The organism is Ruegeria sp. CK1, assembly GCF_056536545.1.
In genome coordinates, this window is sequence record NZ_JBQFPX010000009.1 from 94,921 (window position 1) to 117,061 (window position 22,141).

General features: G+C 56.8%; 26 protein-coding genes. 7 read left to right on the forward strand and 19 right to left on the reverse strand.

The window, feature by feature from the left end; translation table 11 throughout:
* Positions 1 to 25: 25 nt before the first annotated feature.
* The gene (locus tag ACR0L3_RS17765; protein WP_480747097.1) at positions 26 to 601 is read right to left on the reverse strand and encodes a TIGR04282 family arsenosugar biosynthesis glycosyltransferase; all 576 of its coding nucleotides are present in this window, start codon (positions 599 to 601) and stop codon (positions 26 to 28) included.
* 3 nt (positions 602 to 604) lie between these two features.
* Positions 605 to 1,744 carry a succinyl-diaminopimelate desuccinylase gene (gene dapE, locus ACR0L3_RS17770; RefSeq protein ID WP_480747098.1) on the reverse strand — a complete coding sequence of 380 codons (1,140 nt, stop codon included), beginning with the start codon at positions 1,742 to 1,744 and terminating at the stop codon, positions 605 to 607.
* A gap of 208 nt (positions 1,745 to 1,952) precedes the next feature.
* Between dapE and ACR0L3_RS17775 the strand changes: the two genes are divergently transcribed.
* On the forward strand, positions 1,953 to 3,011 hold the full coding sequence (locus tag ACR0L3_RS17775; protein ID WP_480747099.1) for a transporter substrate-binding domain-containing protein: 1,059 nt from the start codon (positions 1,953 to 1,955) through the stop codon (positions 3,009 to 3,011).
* On the opposite strand, the gene ACR0L3_RS17780 is transcribed toward ACR0L3_RS17775, so the two are convergent.
* Positions 3,008 to 3,352: a hypothetical protein gene (locus ACR0L3_RS17780; protein ID WP_480747100.1), complete on the reverse strand. Its 345-nt coding sequence runs from the start codon at positions 3,350 to 3,352 to the stop codon at positions 3,008 to 3,010. The two genes, ACR0L3_RS17775 and ACR0L3_RS17780, sit on opposite strands and share 4 nt — an antisense overlap.
* 114 nt (positions 3,353 to 3,466) lie before the next feature.
* On the opposite strand from ACR0L3_RS17780, the gene ACR0L3_RS17785 reads away from it, so the two are divergent.
* Complete coding sequence (locus tag ACR0L3_RS17785) at positions 3,467 to 3,802, forward strand: cupin domain-containing protein (RefSeq protein WP_480747101.1); 336 nt, start codon at positions 3,467 to 3,469, stop codon at positions 3,800 to 3,802.
* A gap of 63 nt (positions 3,803 to 3,865) precedes the next feature.
* Here ACR0L3_RS17785 and dapD read toward each other — a convergent pair whose 3' ends face one another.
* Both dapD and ACR0L3_RS17795 read right to left on the reverse strand, forming a co-directional pair.
* Positions 3,866 to 4,693 carry a 2,3,4,5-tetrahydropyridine-2,6-dicarboxylate N-succinyltransferase gene (dapD, locus tag ACR0L3_RS17790; RefSeq protein WP_480747102.1) on the reverse strand — a complete coding sequence of 276 codons (828 nt, stop codon included), beginning with the start codon at positions 4,691 to 4,693 and terminating at the stop codon, positions 3,866 to 3,868.
* A gap of 107 nt (positions 4,694 to 4,800) precedes the next feature.
* Positions 4,801 to 5,718 (reverse strand): threonine/serine dehydratase, encoded by a 918-nt coding sequence (locus tag ACR0L3_RS17795; protein WP_480747103.1) that lies wholly within the window; start codon positions 5,716 to 5,718, stop codon positions 4,801 to 4,803.
* A 79-nt stretch (positions 5,719 to 5,797) separates the two neighbouring features.
* On the opposite strand from ACR0L3_RS17795, the gene ACR0L3_RS17800 reads away from it, so the two are divergent.
* Positions 5,798 to 6,640 carry an LOG family protein gene (locus tag ACR0L3_RS17800; protein WP_480747104.1) on the forward strand — a complete coding sequence of 281 codons (843 nt, stop codon included), beginning with the start codon at positions 5,798 to 5,800 and terminating at the stop codon, positions 6,638 to 6,640.
* 3 nt (positions 6,641 to 6,643) lie between these two features.
* A complete protein-coding gene (locus tag ACR0L3_RS17805) occupies positions 6,644 to 7,741 on the forward strand; it encodes a cystathionine gamma-lyase (RefSeq protein WP_480747105.1) in 1,098 nt (365 codons plus the stop codon).
* On the opposite strand, the gene ACR0L3_RS17810 is transcribed toward ACR0L3_RS17805, so the two are convergent.
* Positions 7,742 to 8,125 carry a hypothetical protein gene (locus ACR0L3_RS17810; RefSeq protein WP_480747107.1) on the reverse strand — a complete coding sequence of 128 codons (384 nt, stop codon included), beginning with the start codon at positions 8,123 to 8,125 and terminating at the stop codon, positions 7,742 to 7,744.
* 148 nt (positions 8,126 to 8,273) lie between these two features.
* Here ACR0L3_RS17810 and ACR0L3_RS17815 point away from each other — a divergent pair, with 148 nt between their 5' ends.
* Positions 8,274 to 9,191, forward strand: coding sequence for a DnaJ C-terminal domain-containing protein (locus tag ACR0L3_RS17815; protein ID WP_480747108.1), 918 nt, complete (start codon positions 8,274 to 8,276; stop codon positions 9,189 to 9,191).
* Positions 9,188 to 9,535: a hypothetical protein gene (locus ACR0L3_RS17820; RefSeq protein ID WP_480747109.1), complete on the forward strand. Its 348-nt coding sequence runs from the start codon at positions 9,188 to 9,190 to the stop codon at positions 9,533 to 9,535. The genes ACR0L3_RS17815 and ACR0L3_RS17820 overlap by 4 nt, the downstream gene beginning before the upstream one ends.
* Here the strand turns inward: ACR0L3_RS17820 and ACR0L3_RS17825 are convergent, their stop codons facing one another.
* From ACR0L3_RS17825 to ACR0L3_RS17845, 5 genes are all read right to left on the reverse strand, one after another.
* On the reverse strand, positions 9,536 to 10,138 hold the full coding sequence (locus ACR0L3_RS17825) for a cytochrome P460 family protein (RefSeq protein WP_480747110.1): 603 nt from the start codon (positions 10,136 to 10,138) through the stop codon (positions 9,536 to 9,538).
* A 258-nt stretch (positions 10,139 to 10,396) separates the two neighbouring features.
* Complete coding sequence (rlmN, locus tag ACR0L3_RS17830) at positions 10,397 to 11,584, reverse strand: dual-specificity RNA methyltransferase RlmN (RefSeq protein WP_480747111.1); 1,188 nt, start codon at positions 11,582 to 11,584, stop codon at positions 10,397 to 10,399.
* A 78-nt stretch (positions 11,585 to 11,662) separates the two neighbouring features.
* Positions 11,663 to 12,040: a lysozyme inhibitor LprI family protein gene (locus ACR0L3_RS17835; protein ID WP_480747112.1), complete on the reverse strand. Its 378-nt coding sequence runs from the start codon at positions 12,038 to 12,040 to the stop codon at positions 11,663 to 11,665.
* Positions 12,041 to 12,173: 133 nt separating this feature from the next.
* Positions 12,174 to 12,341, reverse strand: coding sequence for a hypothetical protein (locus tag ACR0L3_RS17840; protein ID WP_480747113.1), 168 nt, complete (start codon positions 12,339 to 12,341; stop codon positions 12,174 to 12,176).
* 168 nt (positions 12,342 to 12,509) lie between these two features.
* Entirely contained in the window at positions 12,510 to 13,043 is a 534-nt protein-coding gene (locus ACR0L3_RS17845) for an invasion associated locus B family protein (RefSeq protein ID WP_480747114.1), read from the reverse strand.
* 178 nt (positions 13,044 to 13,221) lie between these two features.
* Between ACR0L3_RS17845 and ACR0L3_RS17850 the strand changes: the two genes are divergently transcribed.
* The gene (locus ACR0L3_RS17850) at positions 13,222 to 14,220 is read left to right on the forward strand and encodes an asparaginase (protein ID WP_480747115.1); all 999 of its coding nucleotides are present in this window, start codon (positions 13,222 to 13,224) and stop codon (positions 14,218 to 14,220) included.
* Positions 14,221 to 14,225: 5 nt separating this feature from the next.
* Here the strand turns inward: ACR0L3_RS17850 and ACR0L3_RS17855 are convergent, their stop codons facing one another.
* The 8 genes from ACR0L3_RS17855 to hutI all read right to left on the reverse strand — a co-directional run bounded on the left by ACR0L3_RS17855 (position 14,226) and on the right by hutI (position 22,075).
* On the reverse strand, positions 14,226 to 14,546 hold the full coding sequence (locus ACR0L3_RS17855) for a YciI family protein (RefSeq protein ID WP_480747116.1): 321 nt from the start codon (positions 14,544 to 14,546) through the stop codon (positions 14,226 to 14,228).
* Positions 14,547 to 14,570: 24 nt separating this feature from the next.
* The gene (locus tag ACR0L3_RS17860; RefSeq protein WP_480747117.1) at positions 14,571 to 14,996 is read right to left on the reverse strand and encodes an SRPBCC family protein; all 426 of its coding nucleotides are present in this window, start codon (positions 14,994 to 14,996) and stop codon (positions 14,571 to 14,573) included.
* Complete coding sequence (locus ACR0L3_RS17865; RefSeq protein WP_480747118.1) at positions 14,984 to 15,313, reverse strand: ArsR/SmtB family transcription factor; 330 nt, start codon at positions 15,311 to 15,313, stop codon at positions 14,984 to 14,986. Before ACR0L3_RS17865 ends, ACR0L3_RS17860 begins: the two co-directional genes overlap by 13 nt.
* Before the next feature lie 598 nt (positions 15,314 to 15,911).
* Complete coding sequence (gene serB / locus ACR0L3_RS17870; RefSeq protein WP_480747119.1) at positions 15,912 to 16,793, reverse strand: phosphoserine phosphatase SerB; 882 nt, start codon at positions 16,791 to 16,793, stop codon at positions 15,912 to 15,914.
* Positions 16,794 to 16,864: 71 nt separating this feature from the next.
* Positions 16,865 to 18,547: a urocanate hydratase gene (hutU, locus tag ACR0L3_RS17875; protein ID WP_480747120.1), complete on the reverse strand. Its 1,683-nt coding sequence runs from the start codon at positions 18,545 to 18,547 to the stop codon at positions 16,865 to 16,867.
* Positions 18,544 to 19,341, reverse strand: coding sequence for an N-formylglutamate deformylase (gene hutG / locus ACR0L3_RS17880; protein ID WP_480747121.1), 798 nt, complete (start codon positions 19,339 to 19,341; stop codon positions 18,544 to 18,546). The genes hutU and hutG overlap by 4 nt, the downstream gene beginning before the upstream one ends.
* A complete protein-coding gene (hutH, locus tag ACR0L3_RS17885; RefSeq protein ID WP_480747122.1) occupies positions 19,341 to 20,870 on the reverse strand; it encodes a histidine ammonia-lyase in 1,530 nt (509 codons plus the stop codon). Before hutH ends, hutG begins: the two co-directional genes overlap by 1 nt.
* Positions 20,867 to 22,075, reverse strand: coding sequence for an imidazolonepropionase (hutI, locus tag ACR0L3_RS17890; protein WP_480747123.1), 1,209 nt, complete (start codon positions 22,073 to 22,075; stop codon positions 20,867 to 20,869). The genes hutH and hutI overlap by 4 nt, the downstream gene beginning before the upstream one ends.
* Positions 22,076 to 22,141 lie beyond the last annotated feature (66 nt).

The window sequence follows — 22,141 nt, forward strand, 5'->3', positions numbered from 1 at the left end:
GCGACCGCGTCATGACTAAAAAAGATCAAGCCTTCAGATCAGCCACCGTGTCGACATCGCGCAACTTATCCAGAAAGGCGATACGCGTGCCCGGAACCGAAGCGAGCGTATCGGCCAGCGCGTGTTCGGTAGACCAGCGCACGTCGTGGAACAGGTTGGGTGCCAACGCGCCATAGCGTTGCGCGCCGACCAGCCAGTAGCCACCATCCGGGGCAGGTCCGAAAACCATCTGGGACTGGCCCAGCGCCTTGAAGGCGTGTGCGATGTGCTTGCGCGTTATTCCCGGGATATCCGCACCAATCAGACAGACCGGCCCGTCTGGCATACCCCGCAGCATCCGCCCCATTCGGTCGCCAAGATCTCCTCGCCCCTGCGCTATGCGAGGCAAGTCAGCGGGCCAGATGCGGCTTGTCAAACCTTCCCTATCAGGGGCTACCGCCAGTACGATTTGCCAACGCGGATCACGCAAACGCCGGATCAGAGAACGGGTTTGATGTCGAAACCACCATGCCGCTCCGACCAAGCCAATATCCCGCCCCAGCCGCGTTTTCACCCGACCTGGGCGCGGTTCCTTGACCATGATGACCAAAGTGCGCTGCATCGATCAGGCGAAATAGTCCCGCAACACGCGTGTATAGATCGCCTTTAGCTGGTGAATCTGCGCGACCTCAACACATTCATCGACCTGATGCATGGTACGACCAACAAGTCCGAACTCTACAACGGGGCAATGGTTTTTGACAAAGCGGGCGTCCGATGTACCGCCTGTTGTCGACATCTCAGGGCGAATGCCGGTTTCAGCCTCGACCGCTTGCGCCACCAGATCGGACAGAGGGCCGGGAGGGGTGAGGAAGCTTTCGCCCGAGATTTTGATCTTCACATCCACTTCGACATCATAATCCTCGGCCACCGCTGCAGCTTCGGTCCGCAGCCACTCACTAAGACTTGCACCAGAATGCAAATCGTTGAACCGGATATTCACTGCACCGCGGCATTGCGCCGGGATCACATTGGTTGCCGTGTTGCCAGTATCGATATTCACCACCGCCAAAGTTGAGGCATCGAAATGGTCCGAACCCTGATCCAGCTCGTGGCTGGCCAGATCGTGCATCAGCCGCGCAATCGCGGGCAGCGGGTTTTGAGCCCGATGGGGATAGGCCGAATGCCCCTGTACGCCTGTCACCGTGAACCACGCGGTCATCGAGCCGCGCCGCCCGATCTTCATCATCTCGCCCATCGTATTGGGGCACGTCGGTTCCCCCACCAGACAGACTGTCATCTTTTCATCTGCCTCAGCCATGTAGTCCAGCAGCGCCGTGGTTCCGTCCAGGGCATCGCCCTCTTCATCGCCCGTGATCGCCAGAATGACTGCCCCATCGGGGGGCGTGTCTTGTACGAAATCTACTGCTGCCGCGGCAAAGGCTGCCACGCCGGATTTCATATCGGTTGTTCCACGCCCGTACATAACACCGTCACGGATTTCCGCACCGAAGGGCGGCATCGTCCATGCGGCTTCATCTCCGACCGGCACCACGTCCGTGTGGCCGTTGAACCCAAACGTGCGTGCGTGACTTTTCTTACCCCAACGCGCGAACAGATTGCTGATGCCTTGGCGGTCGACTCGGGTACACTCGAACCCCGCATCAGTCATGCGTTGTTCGAGCAACACAAGCGCGCCGCCTTCCTCAGGTGTGACCGATGGGCAACGGATTAGGTCTGCCGTCAACTCTACCGGATCCGTCATCATAGGGCCTCTTTGGTTCATTCGCGTGCTGGTTAACGCACAGATTCAACGAATTGGACTGATTGCCAACCCCTGTGCACCCAAATGCATGCCCTTTTTTTGTTCGTATCGACCTGACACCCCAATAAAATGCACGCCTTTACCCCGCGACCATCTTGCCGCGCCGCGCAAATTCGCGTTAGAGCCGCGCGAAACAGGTAAATTGACGATGACACGCGCCCTTTTCGCATTGTTCTGCCTGACGTTCACGGTTTTCGTTCAGCAAAGCCAAGCGCAGACACTGAATGTCACTACGGTGACCCGCCCTCCGTTTTCCTATGTCGAAGACGGGGAACAGGCCGGGTTTTCCATGGACCTTCTGGCCGCGCTCGCCCAATCGCTGGACTGGGAATATTCAGTCAACCGTGTCGAAGGCTTCGGTGACATGCTGGGCGCTGTGCAAGACGGCTCTGCCGATCTCGCCATCGCCAATATTTCCATCACTGCCGCGCGCGAGACGCAGATGGATTTCAGCCAACCGATCTTTGAGGCTGGCTTGCAGATCATGATCCCCTCTGACGCCGCGCGCCGCCCTTCTTTACTGCAAGCGCTGCTATCACGAGAACTGTTTATCGCTATTGGCCTGGCTTTTGCTATTCTGCTGGGTGGCGGCATGCTGATGTGGGGATTTGAGCGCCGCTCGCAGCCCTATTTCGATCGCAAATTGAACGACGCGTGGTTCCCATCGTTCTGGTGGGCGCTGAATCTGGTGGTAAATGGCGGGTTCGAAGAACGGATGCCCCGCACACCGTTTGGTCGCCTGCTGGGCGTGGTTTTGGTGGTCTCGTCGCTGTTCATTGTCTCGGTCTTTACGGCTCGGATCACCTCGGTCATGACGGTGGATGCGATCAGTGGTAACGTGAATTCAGTCAATGACCTGTATGGCAAGCACGTTGGAACAATCTCGGATTCTACGGCTGCAAGCTTTTTGAATCGGCGAGAGATTGAATTCACCGGCTACCCGGGGCTAGAGGAAATGCTGACCGCATTCGAAAACAAAGACCTGGACGCCGTGGTCTTTGACGCACCGATCCTGTCCTACTATGCCTCGCACGAAGGGCGCCGTATTGCCACGGTTACCGGCGGCATTTTCCTGCGCGAGAATTACGGGATTGCCTTCCCTACCGGGTCACCTTTGGTTGAGGACGTCAATCAAGCACTGCTTTCGCTGCGCGAAGACGGCACGTATGACGAGATTTACCGCAAATGGTTTGGAGTGCGGAACTAGGCCTGTTCCTCATCGCCGAAAAACGGCGTCATCTGCGCAACGATAACCGCATTCTCTTCTAACGCCCGCTGCATCAGTGCGCGTTCATCCGGGTCGATATCATGGCCTTGCGCTTCACGCTCGGCCACAGTGCCATAGCCAGTCACGTCCAATGGCGCGGTGTCGGCCTGTTTTAGTATCGCCACCGTTTCGCGCACGGCCTCAGCCTCGTCCACACCGCTGGCGAAACACATCAGCGCCGCTCCGGTTGCACCTTCGGGCAGACCGTCGCCTTCCTTACGACCGATCTGCACAAGCAGGGTATAAACTTGCTGACGAGAGGGTTTCTTTTGCTTTTCCATGCAGGTGGCCATAACGGTGCGCCAGTCAACGGTCAAGCAGCCGGGAATTGCGGGACACACCTTGTGCGTCCATAGTGTCGGAAAATCCTGTTTCAAACCGCAAAGGACATTTCCATGGCGTACCCAGATTTCATTACGGACTTCCCAAGCCTTGACCTTCCGTTCCCTGAGGACGTTGTGCAGACTGCGGTGATCCGGTCAGATGCAGGTCTGGTTGCGTTCTTTACGTTTCTAAAAGATTTCGAACTGCCCCTGCATTCGCACAAGGCGCAATGGGGCACGGTGATCGCGGGCGAGGTTGAACTGACCATCGGTGATGAGACCAAAACCTATAGCCCTGGCGACAGCTATTCGATCCCGTCCGGCGTCGAACATGGCGGGACGATCAAGGCCGGGACCAGGGTCATTGATGTTTTTGAAGAACCCGACCGCTATCCGATTAAAGGGTGAGCGCGCGAAAAAAATGGGCTGCAGCGCCGTGCGCTACAACCCATTTGTGTGGTTTTAACTGGCTTAGTCGCGCAGAAGTTCGTTGATCCCGGTTTTCGAACGAGTCTTTTCGTCGACCCGCTTCACGATAACCGCGCAATAGAGGCTGACATTGTTCTTGGACGGCATCGAACCGGCAACGACCACCGAGTAGGGCGGCACTTCGCCATACATGACCTCACCGGTTTCACGGTCGACGATCTTGGTCGATTTGCCGATAAACACGCCCATACCCAGAACTGAGCCTTCGCGAACGATGCAGCCTTCGACAACCTCAGAACGCGCACCTATAAAGCAATTGTCTTCAATGATGGTCGGGCCTGCCTGCATTGGCTCTAGTACGCCGCCAATACCAACGCCGCCAGATAGGTGCACGTTCTTACCGATCTGCGCGCAGGAACCGACGGTTGCCCACGTATCGACCATGGTGCCTTCGTCGACATAAGCGCCGAGGTTTACAAAGGACGGCATCAGCACCACACCCGGCGCGACATAGGCCGACTTGCGAACAACACAGTTGGGAACCGCGCGGAAACCGGCGGCGCGCCACTGGTTCTCACCCCATCCGGCGAACTTGCTGTCCACCTTGTCCCACCAGCCGCCTTCCTGCGGGCCACCGGTCTGGATTTCCATATCCTTGATGCGGAAACCCAGCAGAACAGCTTTCTTGGCCCACTGGTTCACATGCCAGTCGCCGCTGTCCAGCTTTTCAGCAACACGCAGCGAACCGCTGTCCAGCGCGTTTAGAGTGTCTTCAATCGCTTCACGAGTTTCACCAGTGGTGGCGGGGGTGATGGTGTCGCGCGCCTCCCAGGCGGCTTCGATGGCGGCTTCCAGTTGCGCGTTGGACATTTGCGGCTCCCTGCAGAATCTGTTCACGTTGGTGTTGCCTATACGCAAGCTAAGGAATGGCCGCAATGCGACGCGAGACACGCAGTTTGCGTCTGATTGTGCCGGAATCAGATGTTCAACGGGTCAGGCGAGATATTCCCACCGCAAACCAGTACCGCCACGCGCTCTCCCGGCGCTGGCCGGTAAACCCCTGAAGTCAGCGCGGCCAAGGCTGTCGCACCTGCCGGTTCAACCAGAATTCGATGCGCCCGCCACAAGACCTGCTGCGCCTCAGCAATGGCGACATCCGTCACCAGAACTGAGGTCATATCCTGCGCCAAACCAAAACAAATCGAACCGATGCGCCGTGCACCCAGCGCATTTGCAGCGATACCCGAAACGGACACGTCAACCGGCTCGCCGGCTTGAAGGGCCGCATGCAAAGCGCAAGAAGTCTCGGGCTCGACCGCCACTACCTTGCGCGCGCCCTGCAACCAAGCCAACGCGCCCGAGATCAGGCCGCCTCCACCCACCGCGACAAGAACGGTATCGGCCTGTAGGCCCTGTGCTTCCCACTCGGCAAAGCAGGTGCCCTGCCCAGCCACAGTGGCGGGCGCATCATAGGCGTGAATCTGCATCGCTCCGGTCGTTTCTTCATGAGCCTTGGCAGCGGTCAGAGCGTTGGCATATTCACCCGAAACAACACTCAGATCTGCACCAGTCTGTTCGATCAGAGCAATCTTGGACGGCCCCGCAATTTCAGGCACAAAGATTTTCGCGGGGTGGCCCAATGACCGCGCTGCATACGCTGCCGCAGCACCATGATTGCCCCCCGATGCTGCCACAACGCCCGCTTCTGGTACATCCAAACTCAGCAACGTATTAAACGCTCCACGCGCTTTGAAACTGCCTGTGTGTTGAAGGTGCTCAAGTTTCATTTCGACTGGATAGCCCAGCCCCAGGGCCTGACTCTCCATAATCGGCGTAACCTGTGCATATCCGGCGATCCGGTCGGCGGCTGCCGAAATTTCACTCTTCCAATTCATTCTTGATCTTCCGTGACTGGCGCTCTGCCCGCGAACCCTATAGCTGTTTTACGAACACGCAAGCAGGGATAGATCACCCATGAGAGAAGACCGCCTCAGCCCCTTTCGCGACGCACAGACCGACCGCTCGACTGCAAGCGAGGTGCCGGATACGCCGCAGACACGCTCACCCGCGTATCGCCTTGCCTTTGCCGATGACGATTTCCTGTGCCGGGATGAGCTGCGCCCTGTGCGCCTGCAGCTAGAGTTGCTGAAACCCGAGATGATCATGACCGAGCGAGAGATCACCTCGACCATCGTCATGTTCGGTGGTGCGCGCATTCCCGCACCGTCGCAGAAACACACCGCACGGACACAGACACTGGCCAACCTGTCCGAATATTACGACGAGGCGCGCGAATTTGCCCGGCTGATGACTGAGAAATCCAATGAAACCGGCTGCCGCGAAAACGTCATCGTCACCGGCGGCGGCCCCGGCGTGATGGAGGCAGGCAACCGCGGCGCTCAGGACGCGGGCGGTTGCTCGATCGGGTTGAACATCGTGCTGCCGCATGAACAGGCGCCGAACGAGTATGTGACGCCGGACCTCAGCTTCAACTTCCACTATTTCGCCATCCGCAAGATGCATTTCCTTATGCGCGCCCGCGCCATCACTATCTTCCCCGGCGGCTTTGGCACGATGGATGAGCTGTTCGAATCCCTAACGCTGATCCAGACCGGTCGGATGGAGCGTGTGCCTTTCCTGCTGTTCGGTCGCGAATTCTGGGAAAAGGTCATCAATTGGGAGGCTCTGGCCGACGCAGGCACGATATCCGATGAAGACCTCGACCTGTTTCGCTTTGTCGACACCGCGCAAGAAGCGGTCGACATTATCGAGAACTGGGAACCTGCCGCTGCCCGCGACGAAATTCCGGGACGCTGAGCCATGCCCCCCAAGATCGGAGAGATGCTGCACTTGCGTGGAAATGCGCTGAAAGCGGGTGACCCGGTGGCGCTGCCGCTAACGCAAAGCAGCATGTATCACCTACCCGGCGCGCCGGATGGCTTTCCCACCTACGGTCGCGTCGACAACCCGACCTGGCAGCATCTGGAACATGTTCTGACCCATTTGGAAGACGCGCCTTGCCTGGCCTTTCCGTCCGGCATGGCGGCAATTTCGGCGGCTCTGTTTGCAACCTTGAAGACCGGGTCGCGCCTGCTGATCCCATCGGATGGATATTACGTCACGCGGTTGCTGGCTGACCGATTTCTGTCCGGACTAGGAGTATTGGTCACCCAACGCCCCACAACCACCTTTGCCGAAGGTGGATTTGACGAATTCAACGTCGTTTTTTTGGAAAGCCCATCGAACCCCGGGCTGGACATGATGGACCTTCCCGCCATCGCCGCTGCCGTGCGTACGGCGGGCGGCATAACGATTGCTGACAACACGACCATGACACCTCTGGGTCAGCGCCCGTTGGATATGGGGATTGATGTCGTGGTTGCCTCGGACACCAAGGCCATGGGTGGGCATTCCGACCTATTGATGGGCCATGTCGCCAGTCGCAACTCGCAAATCATGGAGCGGGTAGAAGAATGGCGAAGAGTATCGGGCGCGATCCCTGGGCCACATGAGGCATGGCTGCTGCATCGCGGGCTTGAAACTCTGGACGTGCGCTTTGATCGCATGTGCGCCTCGGCGCAGGTTCTAGCCGAACGGTTGACTGAACACTCTGCGGTGAAACGCATCCGCTACCCTGGGCTGCCCGGTGATCCCTCTTACCAGTTGGCCAAGGCACAGACCACACGGTTCGGGTTCCTGCTTTCGATTACGCTGGAAAGCGAAGACAAAGCTGAAACCTTCATCAACGCCTGCCCAATGCTGCGCCCTGCCACATCCTTTGGTGGTGTCCATAGTTCAGCCGAACGCCGCGCCCGTTGGGGGGATGATGTCGACCCCGCCTTTATCCGACTTTCGGTTGGATGCGAGCCGACAGAAGAGCTGTGGCAGGCAATGGAAAACAGCCTGAACGCGCTGTAACTATTTCTTTGGTTCGCGCAGCTCTGGAAAGACGTAGATTGGCAAGACGATGCTGCCAATCAACGCGCCTAGCCAGACCAGCAACGTTGCGGCAAGCAGGTTTGCGATACCGCCCACAGTCAGGCCATTGGTTACTAAGTCGGTCACCAATAGGCCCACGAACGTCACGATCAAAGCGATACCACCTTTTATTGCAGGTGCTCTCTTCTCGCCCAGTTTCAGGATCAATGGTTCGGCGACCCACTGCACCAGCGTAAAGACGATCACCACAACGATGAACGATATCGGCCGGATCGCGAATTCCGGCAGCAATATCGCGGCCAGCAGCAATCCGATGGCATTCCCGGCTAGCAGTGCCAGAATGGACTTGAGTCTGCGCGTCATAGGGGTCTCCGTCCGCAATCGCTTGAAAACATGCAGATGTTAACAGATTTGCCGGGTTTTGCGAGCCATTTCAAAAGCCTCTTCCTTTTGGCCCATTGAAAACGCATGATAAAACCCATCATGTTCAGCCCGATCCGCGAGAGGTGAGATGAGCGACGACCCCTATTCCGCCCTTGACCTAACCAAAGATGCCAGCGATGCCGAAATCAAAAAGGCCTATCGGCGCATAGCCAAGGAATGCCATCCCGACCTGAAACCCGGCGACGAAGACGCCGAGGCAAAGTTCAAAGCCGCAGCCGCCGCTTATGACCTGCTGAAAGACCCGGAAAAGCGGGGGCAGTACGATCGGGGAGAGATTGACGCCTCGGGTCAGGAACGCCCACAACAGCAATATTACCGCGAATATTCCGAAGCTGCCGGAAACCCCTATCGCGGGCGGGCGGCGGACCCGGACGATATGTCAGATATCTTTGCCGAATTCATGCGGGGCCGTGGCGGGTACGGTCAGCGCACGCATGAGTTTCACGCACCGGGGCACAATCGCGCGTACAATCTTCAGATCAGTTTTCTGGACGCGGTATTCGGCGCCAGCCAGAAACTAACCCTGCCCGATGGTGACCGGATCGAAGTCAAAATTCCGGCGGGTATCACCGACGGCCAGACCATTCGTCTGCGTGGCAAGGGCGATCCTGGTTTTGGCGAAGGTCCTCCGGGCGATGCATTGGTCACAATCTCAGTTGTTAAGCACCCCGTTTTCGGTCGCCAAGGCGACGACATTCACATCACCCTGCCGATCACGATTGATGAGGCCATTTTAGGCGGCAAGGTACCCGCCCCCACCATCGACGGCCGCGTAAATGTCAGCGTTCCGGCGGGGACCAGCAGCGGTAAAACCCTGCGCCTGCGGGGCAAAGGTGTAAAGAAACGCGGCTCATCCGAACGTGGTGATCAACTAATCGAATTGACCGTGACGATGCCAGACCAGATTGACGACGAGTTGAAGCAATTCATGGAGACATGGCGCGAGAGCCATAGCTATGATCCGCGCAAAGGAATGCCGTCATGACCACCCGAACCTTGACCGAAGAACAACTGATCGCAACCGTCACTCGCCTGACCTCGACCCGGTTGACGGAATATCTGGCCGCCGAAATCGTAATACCGGAACAGACTGAAATGGGCCTTGTTTACCACAGCCTCGATGTTGCGCGTCTCGAATTGGCATGCGAGTTGCATGACCAGTACGAGATGGAGCCAGACGCTCTTTCGATGATGATCTCTCTGATCGATCAGATGCACGGGTTGCGCGCTGAGCTGCGCGAGGTGTTGAATGCGGTCGACACGCAACCGGAACCGGTACGCCAATCCTTGATCGAGGTGATCGGAGCCGCGCGTTTCCAGCGCAAGTGATCAGTTTCCGGCGATAAACTCTTCGGGCACGAAAAAGGTGTAATCCCGGTCCGCGACCGCCTCATGGCAATCATGGCAATAGGCAACTGCCGACGCACGAAACCCCGTCGTGTCGCCAAAAAGCGAGCCGTCCGGCAGCACCATGATATAACGCCAGTCCGCCGTCTCCGGGCTGCTGCCCTCGGGCAATTTCTCCATCACGAACAAGGCACCGGGATGAATGTTGCCCTCATCCGTAACGGTCACGCTGTCCTTGGCCAGAACCGAGCCAACGGGTAGTTTTTCGCCCTCTTGCATCGTGCCATAGTTATGCGCCATGCGATTGGCGTAGCTGTTCACAAAACGCTGTCCATGCGTGGCTGAGATATATGGCGCGTGATTGAACAGCGGCCAGTTTTGGTAGTTCGTCAAAAGGTCCAACTGCGCCGCACCATAACCCCGCGCCATGCGTCGCTGAAGTGACTTGTAAATTTGCAGTGCCTCTTCGTTGGACAAATCAGCCGGATTTTCGATGGCGATATGCGCGTCTTCACCGGCGGATTGCGCTACTGCGCCGAAGCCGATCATCCCCATAAGCAACAAAACTGACAGAGAAATCAGCAATCGTCTTATTAAACATAAACACATCAATATGGCCCACCTGAATCAACAAAGGTTCGCCTGAACGCCGCACATGCTGTCTGAAAAAGGTAGCGGCACTGAACAAACACGCCACAGCCAGATCGCGGTTTTCGCCGCATTGTGCGCAAGAGTGAGGCGCAGGTCAGGCCCTGACCATGCAAATATAACAAACTTTGCATTCGAAGAACAGCGGCGGCAGTGCTAAATTATTGTCGCCAACAGCAACACAATCGACTGGGGTTAGCTTTGCAGGCCAGCCTCGGCTTCAATCTGTTTACGGGATTTACGGGCACGTTCGGTGGCCGATTTCAACTGACCGCAAGCCGCCATGATGTCCTCGCCTCGTGTCTTCCGAATGGGTGAGGCATACCCTGCCTGATAGATGATATTGGCGAAGGCTCGGATACGGTTGTTCGAGCTGCGCTTGTAAGGGGCACCCGGCCACTCGTTGAACGGAATAAGGTTGATTTTCGCCGGAATGTTATGGCGCTTGATATGGTCGATCAGGCGGTGGGCATCTTCGTCGCTGTCATTGACGCCATCCAGCATCACGTATTCAAAGGTGATCCGCTCGGAATTCGACGCGTTGGGATAGCTTGCCAGCGCCTGCAGCAGTTCATCGATGTTCCAACGCTTGTTGATCGGAACAAGAACATCGCGGGTCTCATCCGTGGTCGCATGGAAAGAAATCGCCAGCAAACAGCCAATCTCTTCAGCGGTACGCGCAATCTCGGGCACAACCCCCGACGTCGACAGGGTGATGCGGCGGCGAGAAAGGGAAATCCCTTCGGGGTCCATTGCGATCTTCATCGCGTCTCGAACGTTTTCGAAATTGTAAAGCGGCTCGCCCATACCCATCAGAACGATGTTCGATAACAGGCGGGTCTCATCCTTGGGCGCACCGGGGACTGGCCATTCCTCAAGATCGTCGCGGGCCATCATCACCTGGCCAACGATTTCCGCCGCAGTCAGGTTACGCACCAGTTTCTGCGTGCCGGTATGACAGAAGGAACAAGTCAGTGTGCACCCCACTTGGGATGAAATACACAGAGTGCCGCGATCCTCTTCGGGGATGTAAACCACCTCGACCTCATGCCCGCCCGCGATGCGGCACAGATATTTACGAGTGCCATCTTCGGACACTTGGCGCGTCACAACTTCGGGGGTTTCGATAACGAAACTCTCAGCCAATTGCGCGCGATAAGCTTTCGCGAGATTCGTCATCTCAGCAAAGTCGCGCACGCCCCATTGATAGATCCACTGCCAAATCTGCCCGGTCCGCATCTTGGCCTGCTTTTCCGGCGTGCCGTTTTCGATCAGCACCTCGCGCAACTGGTCCCGCGTCAGGCCGACAAGGTTAATCTTCCCCTCGGGCATCTTGCGGGGGATGGTCATGACGTCTTGCGTGATCGGCGCTGTTGGCGACATTGGCTTATCTCAGAGATTCTGGCTTGGGATGCGCCTCTATATAGGATCGCGCGCAAAGATCAAAAGAATTCGTAACGCTTAATTTGCGTAGCGCAGCAGTTCGTCCACACGCGCGCGACCCAAATCGACTCGACAGGCCGTGATCGCAATGCCAGTTCCTGATCCACCACCGTATGATGCGCCCACAGCATCGCACTGTGCATCCCGATATCCGGCCCACGCGTTTTGCGACGCCTCCAATGCGGGTTGGGCTGCAACGCGTCCGGTTACGTCGTCCAACTCTTTGGCGGCCTGCAAGGCAAAGCCATAACTTTCTTCCAAGGCCATGTTGACCCTGTCTTCCATCTCTCCAACACATGATCCGATTTCGACCTGTGAACTTGCGTCTGAACATTCCAAAGTCGGATCAGCGAACGCAGGGGGTGAAACCAATAGAACGAATAAGACGTGACGCATTGTCTGTTCCTAAAAATACGTTTCCTAGGCGACCAAGATAGCACGCACTTAACCAACGTCTCAATTTAGGGTCGGCAGCAGGGTCTGCCGCTGCAACCGAACCCTTCTAAACTCTTTCAGAAAACCCGAAGTTTCAGACACCCGCAGGCAGGATGTTACAATCTGCAGCGTCCAAGGTTTTTACAGGGTCCTCGGGACCACACTGTTCGCCAGAGACAGGATATGTATCGTTACTCTTTTCACATGCAGTCAGCGAAACTGCGACCATCATCATCAATACGGCAAGAGATTTGTTCAGCATTTGCAGGCTCCTTATCAGTTCTGAACCAATTAGTTCAGAAAGGGCGGCAGATTGCCTTGATGCGGATCAATTTTGATGGCGAACGTCGCGTAATGGATAAGCGCATTCAGACGTTCAGACGAAAAGACCCCGCCAAATGACGGGGCCACGGTTCGAAATCAGTTTAAATCAGTTGGTGCAGCGCGTCTCGGCATCTTCGATTGCCGCGGTAAAGCCCAGAAGCGAGAAGGTGTCCTTGGTCTGCGTTCCACGTTCCGAGCGGGCAGTCAGTACTGCCTCGGTCCCGCGTTTCATGGCGGCGACCACCTTCAAATCTTCGCCTTCAGTCGCTGGCCACGCCCATTCGCCTTCGGTGATCAGTTCGAACTCTGTTCCGTCAATTTCAAGATTGACGGTTGATCCAGCGGCAAATGGATAACCGCCAGTAAAGGTCACCTGACCTTTAACTTCGGCATTGGGTCTGTAGAAAACAAAAAGCAGGATATCGCTGCGGCGCACCGAAACCACCCGACCGCCGCGCGTGTTGACGGTCTCCTTCGGGGCGGACACGCTCCAGCATTCGGTGGGATCATCCTCGACGAAAACGCTCCAGTCGGTCTTGGCCGCCACGCGGTTAGTGCTTGTCGCCTGCTGAGCGGTTGCAGTTGTGGCCATCCCCGCCATGCACAAGCCCGCGATCATACGGACGAGTTTCGATCCCATGTGTCCAGCCTCCTAGCTCGACTTAAAACCTCATACCCATCGGAAATGCCTGCGGACCTTGCCGGTTCGTCTGTAAGTTGCGTATTCCGATGATTGTCGACATACACACACTAACGCAGGTTTCGCCACAGGCGAAAGGGCGATTGGCAGAATTTTGCGCATATTACGGAGGGGCCAGATGACGCAGCCTATACCAATGACAGAACTGTGGCGCGGTCCCCTGCTGGAAAGCCTGCATCTGGGCCATGCAGTTATCTGCGACGACAGTGGACAGATCGTGCAAAGCTGGGGTGATCCGAACGCGGTGATCTACCCCCGATCCTCGGCCAAAATGATCCAAGGTCTGCCGCTGATCACATCCGGTGCGGCTGCGAAATACGGATTGAACACCGAGCATCTGGCGCTTGCCTGTGCCTCGCACAACGGTGCGCATATTCATACCGATCGCGTGACTGCATGGTTGGACCATCTAGGCTTGAACGAACATGATTTGCGCTGCGGACCGCAGGAACCGCAGGACATGGCGGCACGCGATGGTTTGATTCTGGCAGATGATACGCCCTGCCAGATTCACAACAACTGTTCCGGCAAGCATTGCGGGTTTCTGACCGTGACGCAGCACATGGGTGCTGGGCCGGAGTACCTGGAAATTGATCACCCCGTGCAGAAGGCGTGTTTGTCTGCCCTGGAAGAAACCACGGGCGAAACCAGCCCAGCCTTTGGGATCGACGGGTGTTCCGCTCCGAATTTTGCCACGACCTTGGCGGGATTGGCGCGATCTATGGCTTGGTTTGCCTCCGCCGCAGACCGGTCCGACCAAGCCAGCGATGCTGCTTCACAACTGACAGCGGCAATGATCAAACATCCTGAGCTGGTCGCTGGTGAGAACAAGGCCTGCACCGAATTGATGCGTGCGATGGATGGTCGTGCCGCAATCAAGACTGGGGCCGAGGCGGTCTATGTCGCAATCCTTCCGGAAAAACGCATGGGCATTGCTTTGAAGATAACTGACGGCACGACCCGTGCCAGTGAATGCGCGATTGCCGCCCTTCTGGTGCATCTGGGTGTGCTGGAAGCCGAACACCCGGCCACCCGCACATTCATGAACGCCATTCAGTACAGCCGCCGCGGTTTGGAGTGCGGCGTTATCAAGCCTGCTTCGGGGTTTCCCGTCTAAGGTCGTTACATTTCGATCGGATGCACTTCGGCCACTTCAACGGAACCAGAACCGTTGACAACCATCGGACATCCCTTGGCCATCTCGGTTGCAGCGTCAATGCTATCGGCCTTGATGACAGTAAAGCCCGAGGCCGGATTGGCACCGCCATTATCGACGACGCCGCTGTGGCTCACCGTGTAGGACTGGCCGACGGGATTGCCGGGGATGTCCAGCGCGGCGCCCATGTTCTGAAACCACGCGCCCCAGGCTGCCATGGTCGCTTCGATTTCAGCGGGGTCTGTCGGAGTGTGTCCGCCGTGATAAACAAATAGAAATTGGGGCATTTGTCTTCCTCCCTTATAAAAGCCTTAAAACTGCGCTTCGAGCTTGCGCAAAGACGAAGTCCAACCTGAATTGTGGTTCGCTGCGATCTCATCATCGCCCAACTCGCGGTGGTACAATATCAGCCGCGCGCCATCGCCAGCCGGTTCAACTGTCAGTGTCACATGGCTTTCCGCGCCGCGCTGGTCCTGATCATCATGCCAGCCCCATGTGAATCCCACCGAGTTGGGCGGGTCGACATGAGTGACGTGGCCCGACACCTTGTACCGTTGCCCATCAGCATTCACCATGACCGAATACCACGGGCCAAGCCGCGAGAAATCCAGATCATGCTCGGGCACATGCATCCCTTCCGGTCCCCACCACTGCAACAGTTTCGCGCCATCGCTGATCCAAGCGAACAGATTCTCGGGTGTTGTGGGAAACGCACGTTCAAGCTTCAGGTCGGCCATGAATTTTCCCTTTCAATCAAGTCATTCAGGCGATCAAGGCTGCTTTCCCAGAATTGTCGTTTCGAGATGGTCCATTCGGCAATCGCTCTCAGCCCATCGGGTCGGATCGAATACATCCGCTGTGTGCCTTGCACCCGCTGCTGAACCAGACCAGCTTCACGCAGCACCTTCAGATGGCGCGAAATCGCAGCCCCGGATATGCCGCGCCCCTCGATCAAATCACCGGCGGGCAGCTCTCCGTCTTGCATCAATTGCTCGATAATCGAGAACCTTGTGGCGTCAGACAAAGCAGAAAATGCGTTTATTACCTCAGTCATAGGTATTATTTAACATTAAAGTTAAATAAATGGAATACCAAATTAGCGTTCTGTACTCGTCTTTAGCTAAAGAAAGCACCTGTTAAAACAAACCGGGCTCATAGGTTTGCGAACAGCAGTGTTCTGTTTTTAGCAATTGCTTTCTCACAATCAGAGCGCCATCGCCGCCCCAATAGTGTGCACAGGAACCAAGATGGCTAACGACCTTTTGCTTCTCTCAACTGATCTCATCTCTCCTCAAAACATTGCGTCAATCCTGCAAAAAAATCTTTGTTTGAAACAGTTGTTGAGCACGAGCCTTTGAGACCGGACTATTTCCCGCCAAATTTTTCGACGCCCCCGGAATTTTCGGGGAACGTTGGGAAAGCTGATTACAATGTAACGTCACAACCGGTCGACAAGTCGCAGAAAATCCTCCCGACGACTGTTGATTCAGTAAATCAGAAATTGCTAGATGCAGTCTTCGATCTTGCAACCAAGCTCGGATATCGTGAGGAAGAACTTGAGCGGCACTGGAATCCAGTTGCATTACAACAAAAGTATTCTAGCAGAAGACGTTAACTAAAATCCCGACAAGCGCCACACGCCATCAACAAGGTCACGTCTGTTCGAAAAACCCGTTCTTTGAATAGCCTTGCAGATACAACAGCGCTGTCAGATCTCCGTGATTCACTCGGATATCGCATTTGGCCGCGACCGAAGGCTTGGCGTGCAGCGCGACGCCGGTTCCGGCCCGATCCAGCATGCCCAGATCATTGGCGCCGTCGCCCACTGCGATGACATCAGACTCGGACAGACCCAGCCGCTTGGTGATTTGTTCCAATGCGTCCACCTTGGCCTGTTTACCCAAAATCGGATGCTGCACATCGCCGGTTAGCTTACCTTCCTCGGCCAGCAGCGTGTTGGCGCGGTTTTCGTCGAAACCCAAAGTATCGGCCACTTTAGCGGTAAAAGCCGTAAAACCGCCCGAGACCAGCGCAGCATATCCCCCGTTCACGCGCATGGTTGCAACCAGTTCCTTGCCGCCAGGCATCAGGGTGATGCGTTCATCCAGAACCTTGTCGATGACCGACTCGTCCAACCCCTTTAGCAGGCCAACACGTTCGGTCAGCGCGCCTTCGAAATCCAGCTCGCCATTCATCGCCCGCGCGGTGATATCCTTGACCCGGTCGCCAACGCCCGCCTCATCGGCCAGCTCGTCAATGCATTCTTGCTGGATCATTGTGCTGTCCATATCGGCCAGCAACATCTGCTTGCGGCGATTGCCGAAGGGCTGCACCACCAGGTCAACCTCCAGAAGCTGCAGCTCGGCCCAGACATCCCATTGATTGTCAGGCAGCTCGGCGAAAGTAAATTCGGCCGCCTCATTCGGGCTAAGCCACGCCACTTCACCGCCACCCCAAGCATTGCGCAGCGACTCGATCAGTGCCTGCTCAAGCTTTGGTTTGGTCGGGTTGGTCAACAGGGTGGCTACGTACATCTTCGATCTCCAGCAAGCTCCCCCGCGCATAGCGCAGGGGCCGCCAATTCACCAGAGACAGATTGATGCGTTTAGCCGAGTATCCCGGGCAGGCGTAAACCATGCTCTCGCGCACAATCTTTGGCGATCTCATACCCCGCATCCGCGTGCCGCCACACGCCCGAGGCCGGATCGTTCCACAAAACGCGCTCTAACCGTCGAGCGGCGTCCTCGGTTCCGTCGGCACAAATTACTACACCTGCGTGTTGGCTAAATCCCATGCCAACGCCACCACCGTGATGCAACGAGACCCATGTCGCGCCGCTAGCAGTGTTTATCAGGGCGTTCAGCAACGGCCAGTCACTGACCGCGTCGGACCCGTCCAACATCGCCTCGGTTTCACGGTTGGGACTGGCAACTGAACCACTGTCCAGGTGGTCACGCCCAATCACCACGGGTGCCTTCAACTCACCATTGGCCACCATTTCGTTGAAAGCCAACCCAGCGCGGTGACGGTCGCCCAGCCCAATCCAGCAAATACGCGCGGGCAGACCCTGAAACGCAATGCGTTCCTGTGCCATGTCAAGCCAACGATGCAGATGTTCGTTCTCAGGGAACAATTCTTTCATCTTGGCGTCTGTCTTATAGATGTCTTCGGGGTCACCAGACAAAGCGCACCACCGGAAGGGGCCTATCCCTTTGCAGAACAGCGGGCGGATATACGCGGGAACGAAACCGGGAAAAGCAAAAGCATTCTCGAGCCCTTCATCCTGCGCGACTTGCCGGATGTTATTGCCGTAATCCAGCGTGGGCACACCCGCATTCCAAAAATCAACCATCGCGGACACATGCTGTTTCATCGAGACACGAGCTGCTTTTTCGACTGTTTTAGGGTCTGTTTCTCGCTTGTCGCGCCACTGCGCCATGGTCCATCCCAATGGCAGGTAGCCATTGATCGGGTCATGGGCGCTGGTCTGGTCGGTGACGACATCAGGGCGCATTCCGCCTGCGGCCATGCGGCGGTAAATCTCGGGAAAGACCTCAGCCGCATTGCCCAGCAGGCCCACTGATTTCGCCTCACCTGCCTTGGTCCAGCGGTCAATCATCTCAAGCGCTTCGTCCAGCGTCTCGGCCTTTTCGTCCAGATACTTGGTCCGCAGGCGGAAATCGATGCTGTCCGGGTTACATTCGACCGCTAGGCAGCAAGCCCCTGCAAACACTGCTGCCAGTGGCTGCGCGCCACCCATTCCGCCAAGTCCGCCAGTCAGAATCCACTTGCCGGTCAGATCACCGCCATAGTGCTGGCGCCCCGCCTCGGCAAAAGTCTCATATGTGCCCTGAACGATGCCTTGCGTACCGATATATATCCACGAGCCAGCGGTCATCTGGCCATACATCATCAAGCCCTTTTTATCGAGCTCGTTGAAGTGATCCCAAGTAGCCCAATGGGGTACGAGATTCGAATTCGCGATCAGCACCCTCGGCGCGTCTTTATGGGTGCGGATGATCGCCACCGGTTTGCCGGACTGAACGATCAAGGTTTCGTCCTCTTCCAAATCCTTCAAACCGGCCACAATAGTGTCGAAGTCTTTCCACGTGCGCGCGGCCCGACCGATGCCGCCATAAACAACCAGTTCATGCGGGTTCTCGGCCACATCAGGGTGCAGATTGTTCATCAACATCCGCAGCGGCGCTTCGGTCACCCAACTTTTGGCGTTCAGCTCTGGGCCGGTCGGTGGATAAATATCTCGGGTGTTCTTACGAGGGTCGTTCATGGCGTAAGCTCCAATGCAGTGTCTTGGATGGCGTCCAATATGTCACGCAGCCAGCGGCGCAGGCGGTCGGCTTTGGCGGGGTTATAGGTCCAAGGTTCGGCTTCGGCTGACAGATAGGTGGACTGGGCCAATTCCATCTGAATGGCGTGCATCCCGTCGACTGGACGACCGTAGTGACGAGTGGCCCAACCGCCACGGAACCGTCCGTTCAAAACGGTGGTGTAGGGTGAGGAACTCGCGAATTCATGCGTAATAGACTCGATTTCTGGCGCGCAGGTTGCGCCGCCATCCGTTCCTATATTCATGTCGGGCAAAATTCCGTCGAACAAAAACGGAATACGGCTTCGGATTGAATGGCAATCAAACAAAACCACCACCCCAAAACGGTCACGAACGCGCTGGATCTCTTCCGCCAGCGCGGCATGATACGGCGCATGGTAGGTTTGTCGTCTGTGTTCGATTTCGTCCCCAGACGGCGCTTGGCCATCTTCCCATATCGCTTGCCCGTCGAAATCCGTCAGCGGCACCAAAGTCGTTGTGTTTTGACCTGGGTATAATGAGACACCATTCGGATCGCGATTGGCGTCAATGACGTAGCGGTGGACGTGGGACTGAACCACCGAAACTTTGTCTAAAAGCCCATTATAGAGCCTGTTTATGTGCCAATCTGTATCTGCCAGTGCTCGTCCGTTTTTATTGAGGCGCGCAGCGATGTCATCCGGCACAAAGGTTCCGCCATGGGGTTGTCCCATCACAATAGGGCCGTCCCCTTGTTGCACTGAAACCACCTTCATTACATCAGCTCCGGCATAGGCGTACCTACGGCATTCAGTATTGTAGCTTCGGCAACCAGCTGCTTTGCAGTCTCCAGTTCTGGTGCCAAATAACGATCATCCGTCAAAGTCGGGATATCCAACCTCAGCCGGGCAATGACTTCTTGCAACGGATCACTGGTTTTCAACGGAGCTCGAAACTCTACGCCTTGCGCTGCACACAGAAGTTCAACACCCAGAATGTAAGTCAGGTTCTCGACCATCCGGGTCAGACGGCGTGCGCCGTGCGCGGCCATTGAAACGTGATCCTCTTGATTGGCTGAGGTAGGCGTGCTGTCCGTGACGCATGGGTTTGCAAGGTGCTTGTTTTCACTCATCAGAGCAGCTGTCGTCACCTCGGCGATCATCAAGCCCGAATTCAGCCCGGGTTCGGGGGTTAGGAACGGCGGCAAGTCAAAGCTCAGCGCCGGATCTACCATCAGCGCGATGCGACGCTGTGCGATGGCGCCGATCTCAGACAGTGCAAGCGCGATCATGTCTGCCGCGAATCCCACCGGTTCGGCGTGGAAATTCCCGCCCGATACAATCCCGTCCTCAATAACCAAAGGGTTATCCGTGGCCGCGTTGGCCTCAACCTCCAGCGTGGCGGCAGCCTGACGCATAACGTCCATCGCTGCGCCGGTGACCTGGGGCTGACAACGGATACAATATGGGTCCTGCACGCGGGTGTCGCCCTCGCGGTGGCTTTCCCGAATTTCTGACCCGCCCAACACCGAACGCATGGCGCGGGCGGCCTCGGTTTGGCCGCGATGGCCGCGCAAGGTATGAATTTCTGCTCGTAAAGGTGCCGTGGACCCCATGATGGCATCCGTCGACAAGGCCGAAATAACCAGGGCACTTTGCGCCGCGCGCCAGGCTTCGAACAAACCCGCCAGAGCAAAAGCGGTTGAGAACTGTGTGCCGTTGATAAAGGCCAGCCCTTCCTTTGGGCCCAGCTGGATAGGCTCTAAACCTACGGTTTTTAGTGCTTGACCTCCGGGCAAGATGTCTCCGTTAACCTCTGCCTCTCCTGCGCCGATGATTACGGCGGTCATATGGGCGAGCGGAGCAAGATCGCCCGAAGCGCCAACAGACCCTTGCGCCGGGATCACTGGGGTAACACCTCGGGCCAGCATCTGTTGCAACAGTTCGATCAATTCCCAACGCACACCCGAAGCCCCACGACCGAATGACAACAGCTTGAGCGTCATCATTAAACGGGCCAAGCGCCGGGGCACGGCAGGTCCGACACCACAACAATGGCTGAGGATCAGATTGCGCTGCAGTGTCGAGGTGTCCTCGGGGGCAATCTTGTGACTTGCCAGTTTACCGAACCCGGTGTTGACGCCATAAACAGGGTCCACACCCTGTGCTGCTGTTCGGATGCGTTGGGCCGCTGCCTCGACCGCGGGCCTACAGTCAGGGTCCAGCGTTACCGCTGGCTGATCCCAATAGATTTCGGCCAATTGTGAAAGCGTGACCTGACCGGGCTTCAAAATCAAAGACGTCATACCTCCCCTCCAAAAAGGCGTTTGTGCAGAGGGTTAAACCCGACGCGATACGACAGCTCGGCCGGATGCGTGACATTCCAAACCGCAAGATCAGCTTGTTGTCCGGGCTCGATGGTGCCGTGGCCGCCCATCCCTAGCGCACGTGCCGCGTTTCGGGTGACCCCGGCCAAGGCTTCTTCGGGTGTCAGGCGAAAAAAGGTGCAGCCCATGTTCATTGTCAGTAACAGCGATGTCAGCGGCGAAGAGCCGGGATTGCAGTCTGTCGCCAACGCGATTGGCACTTGATGCTGCCGCAGCAGGTCAACAGGCGGCACCTGAGTTTCGCGCAAAGTGTAGAACGCACCAGGCAGCAGTACAGCGGCCGTTCCGGCTTCTGCCATCGCTGAAACACCATCTGCGTCCAGATACTCGATGTGATCCGCTGACAAGGCCGCGTACGATGCCGCAAGTCGCGCGCCACCTAAGTTGGAAAGCTGCTCGGCATGCAATTTCACCGGTAGACCCGATTCATGAGCCACGTCAAAGACTTGCGCAATCTGCGAGGGAGTAAACGCGATCCCCTCGCAGAACCCGTCAACGGCGTCTACAAGGCCCTGTTTATGGGCAATACGCAGAGCCGGGATGCAGACCTCGCGGATATAGTCATCCGGTCGCGATGCAAACTCTGGCGGCACCGCATGCGCGCCCAGAAAACTGGTTTTGACTCGGATCGGGCGGATTTTGCCGATCTGTCGCGCCACACGCAGCATTTTCAACTCAGTTTCTATGTCCAAACCGTAGCCGGACTTGACCTCAAGGGTACAAACACCTTCCGAAATCAACGCATCCACTCTGGTCAGTGCGTCCGCTAGCAACGCCTCTTCGCTAGCTTGCCGCGTGGCCTTTACCGTGGACAATATCCCACCGCCGGCCCGTGCAATCTCTTCATACGAGGCCCCGTTCAGACGCATTTCGAACTCGGCCGCGCGGTTGCCACCGAACACTACATGGCTGTGCGCGTCGATGAGGCCCGGAGTGATCAATCGATCGCCAAAGTCTTGAACCGGCCAGTCGGCAAGATGGGAAGGCATATCCTGCTGTTTTCCGACCCATGCAATCTCTGCCCCTTCCAGGACAATCGCAGCGTCTTGGCACAGCCCATAGGGCGCATCCCCCTCGGCCATCGTTGCAACTCTGGCGCTGGTTAAGACCGTATTTTTGGTCATGGCGATTCTTTTCAGCTCCCCTCTTGTTTGATTTTTTCGTATATGTGAAAAACAATAAAGTCTACA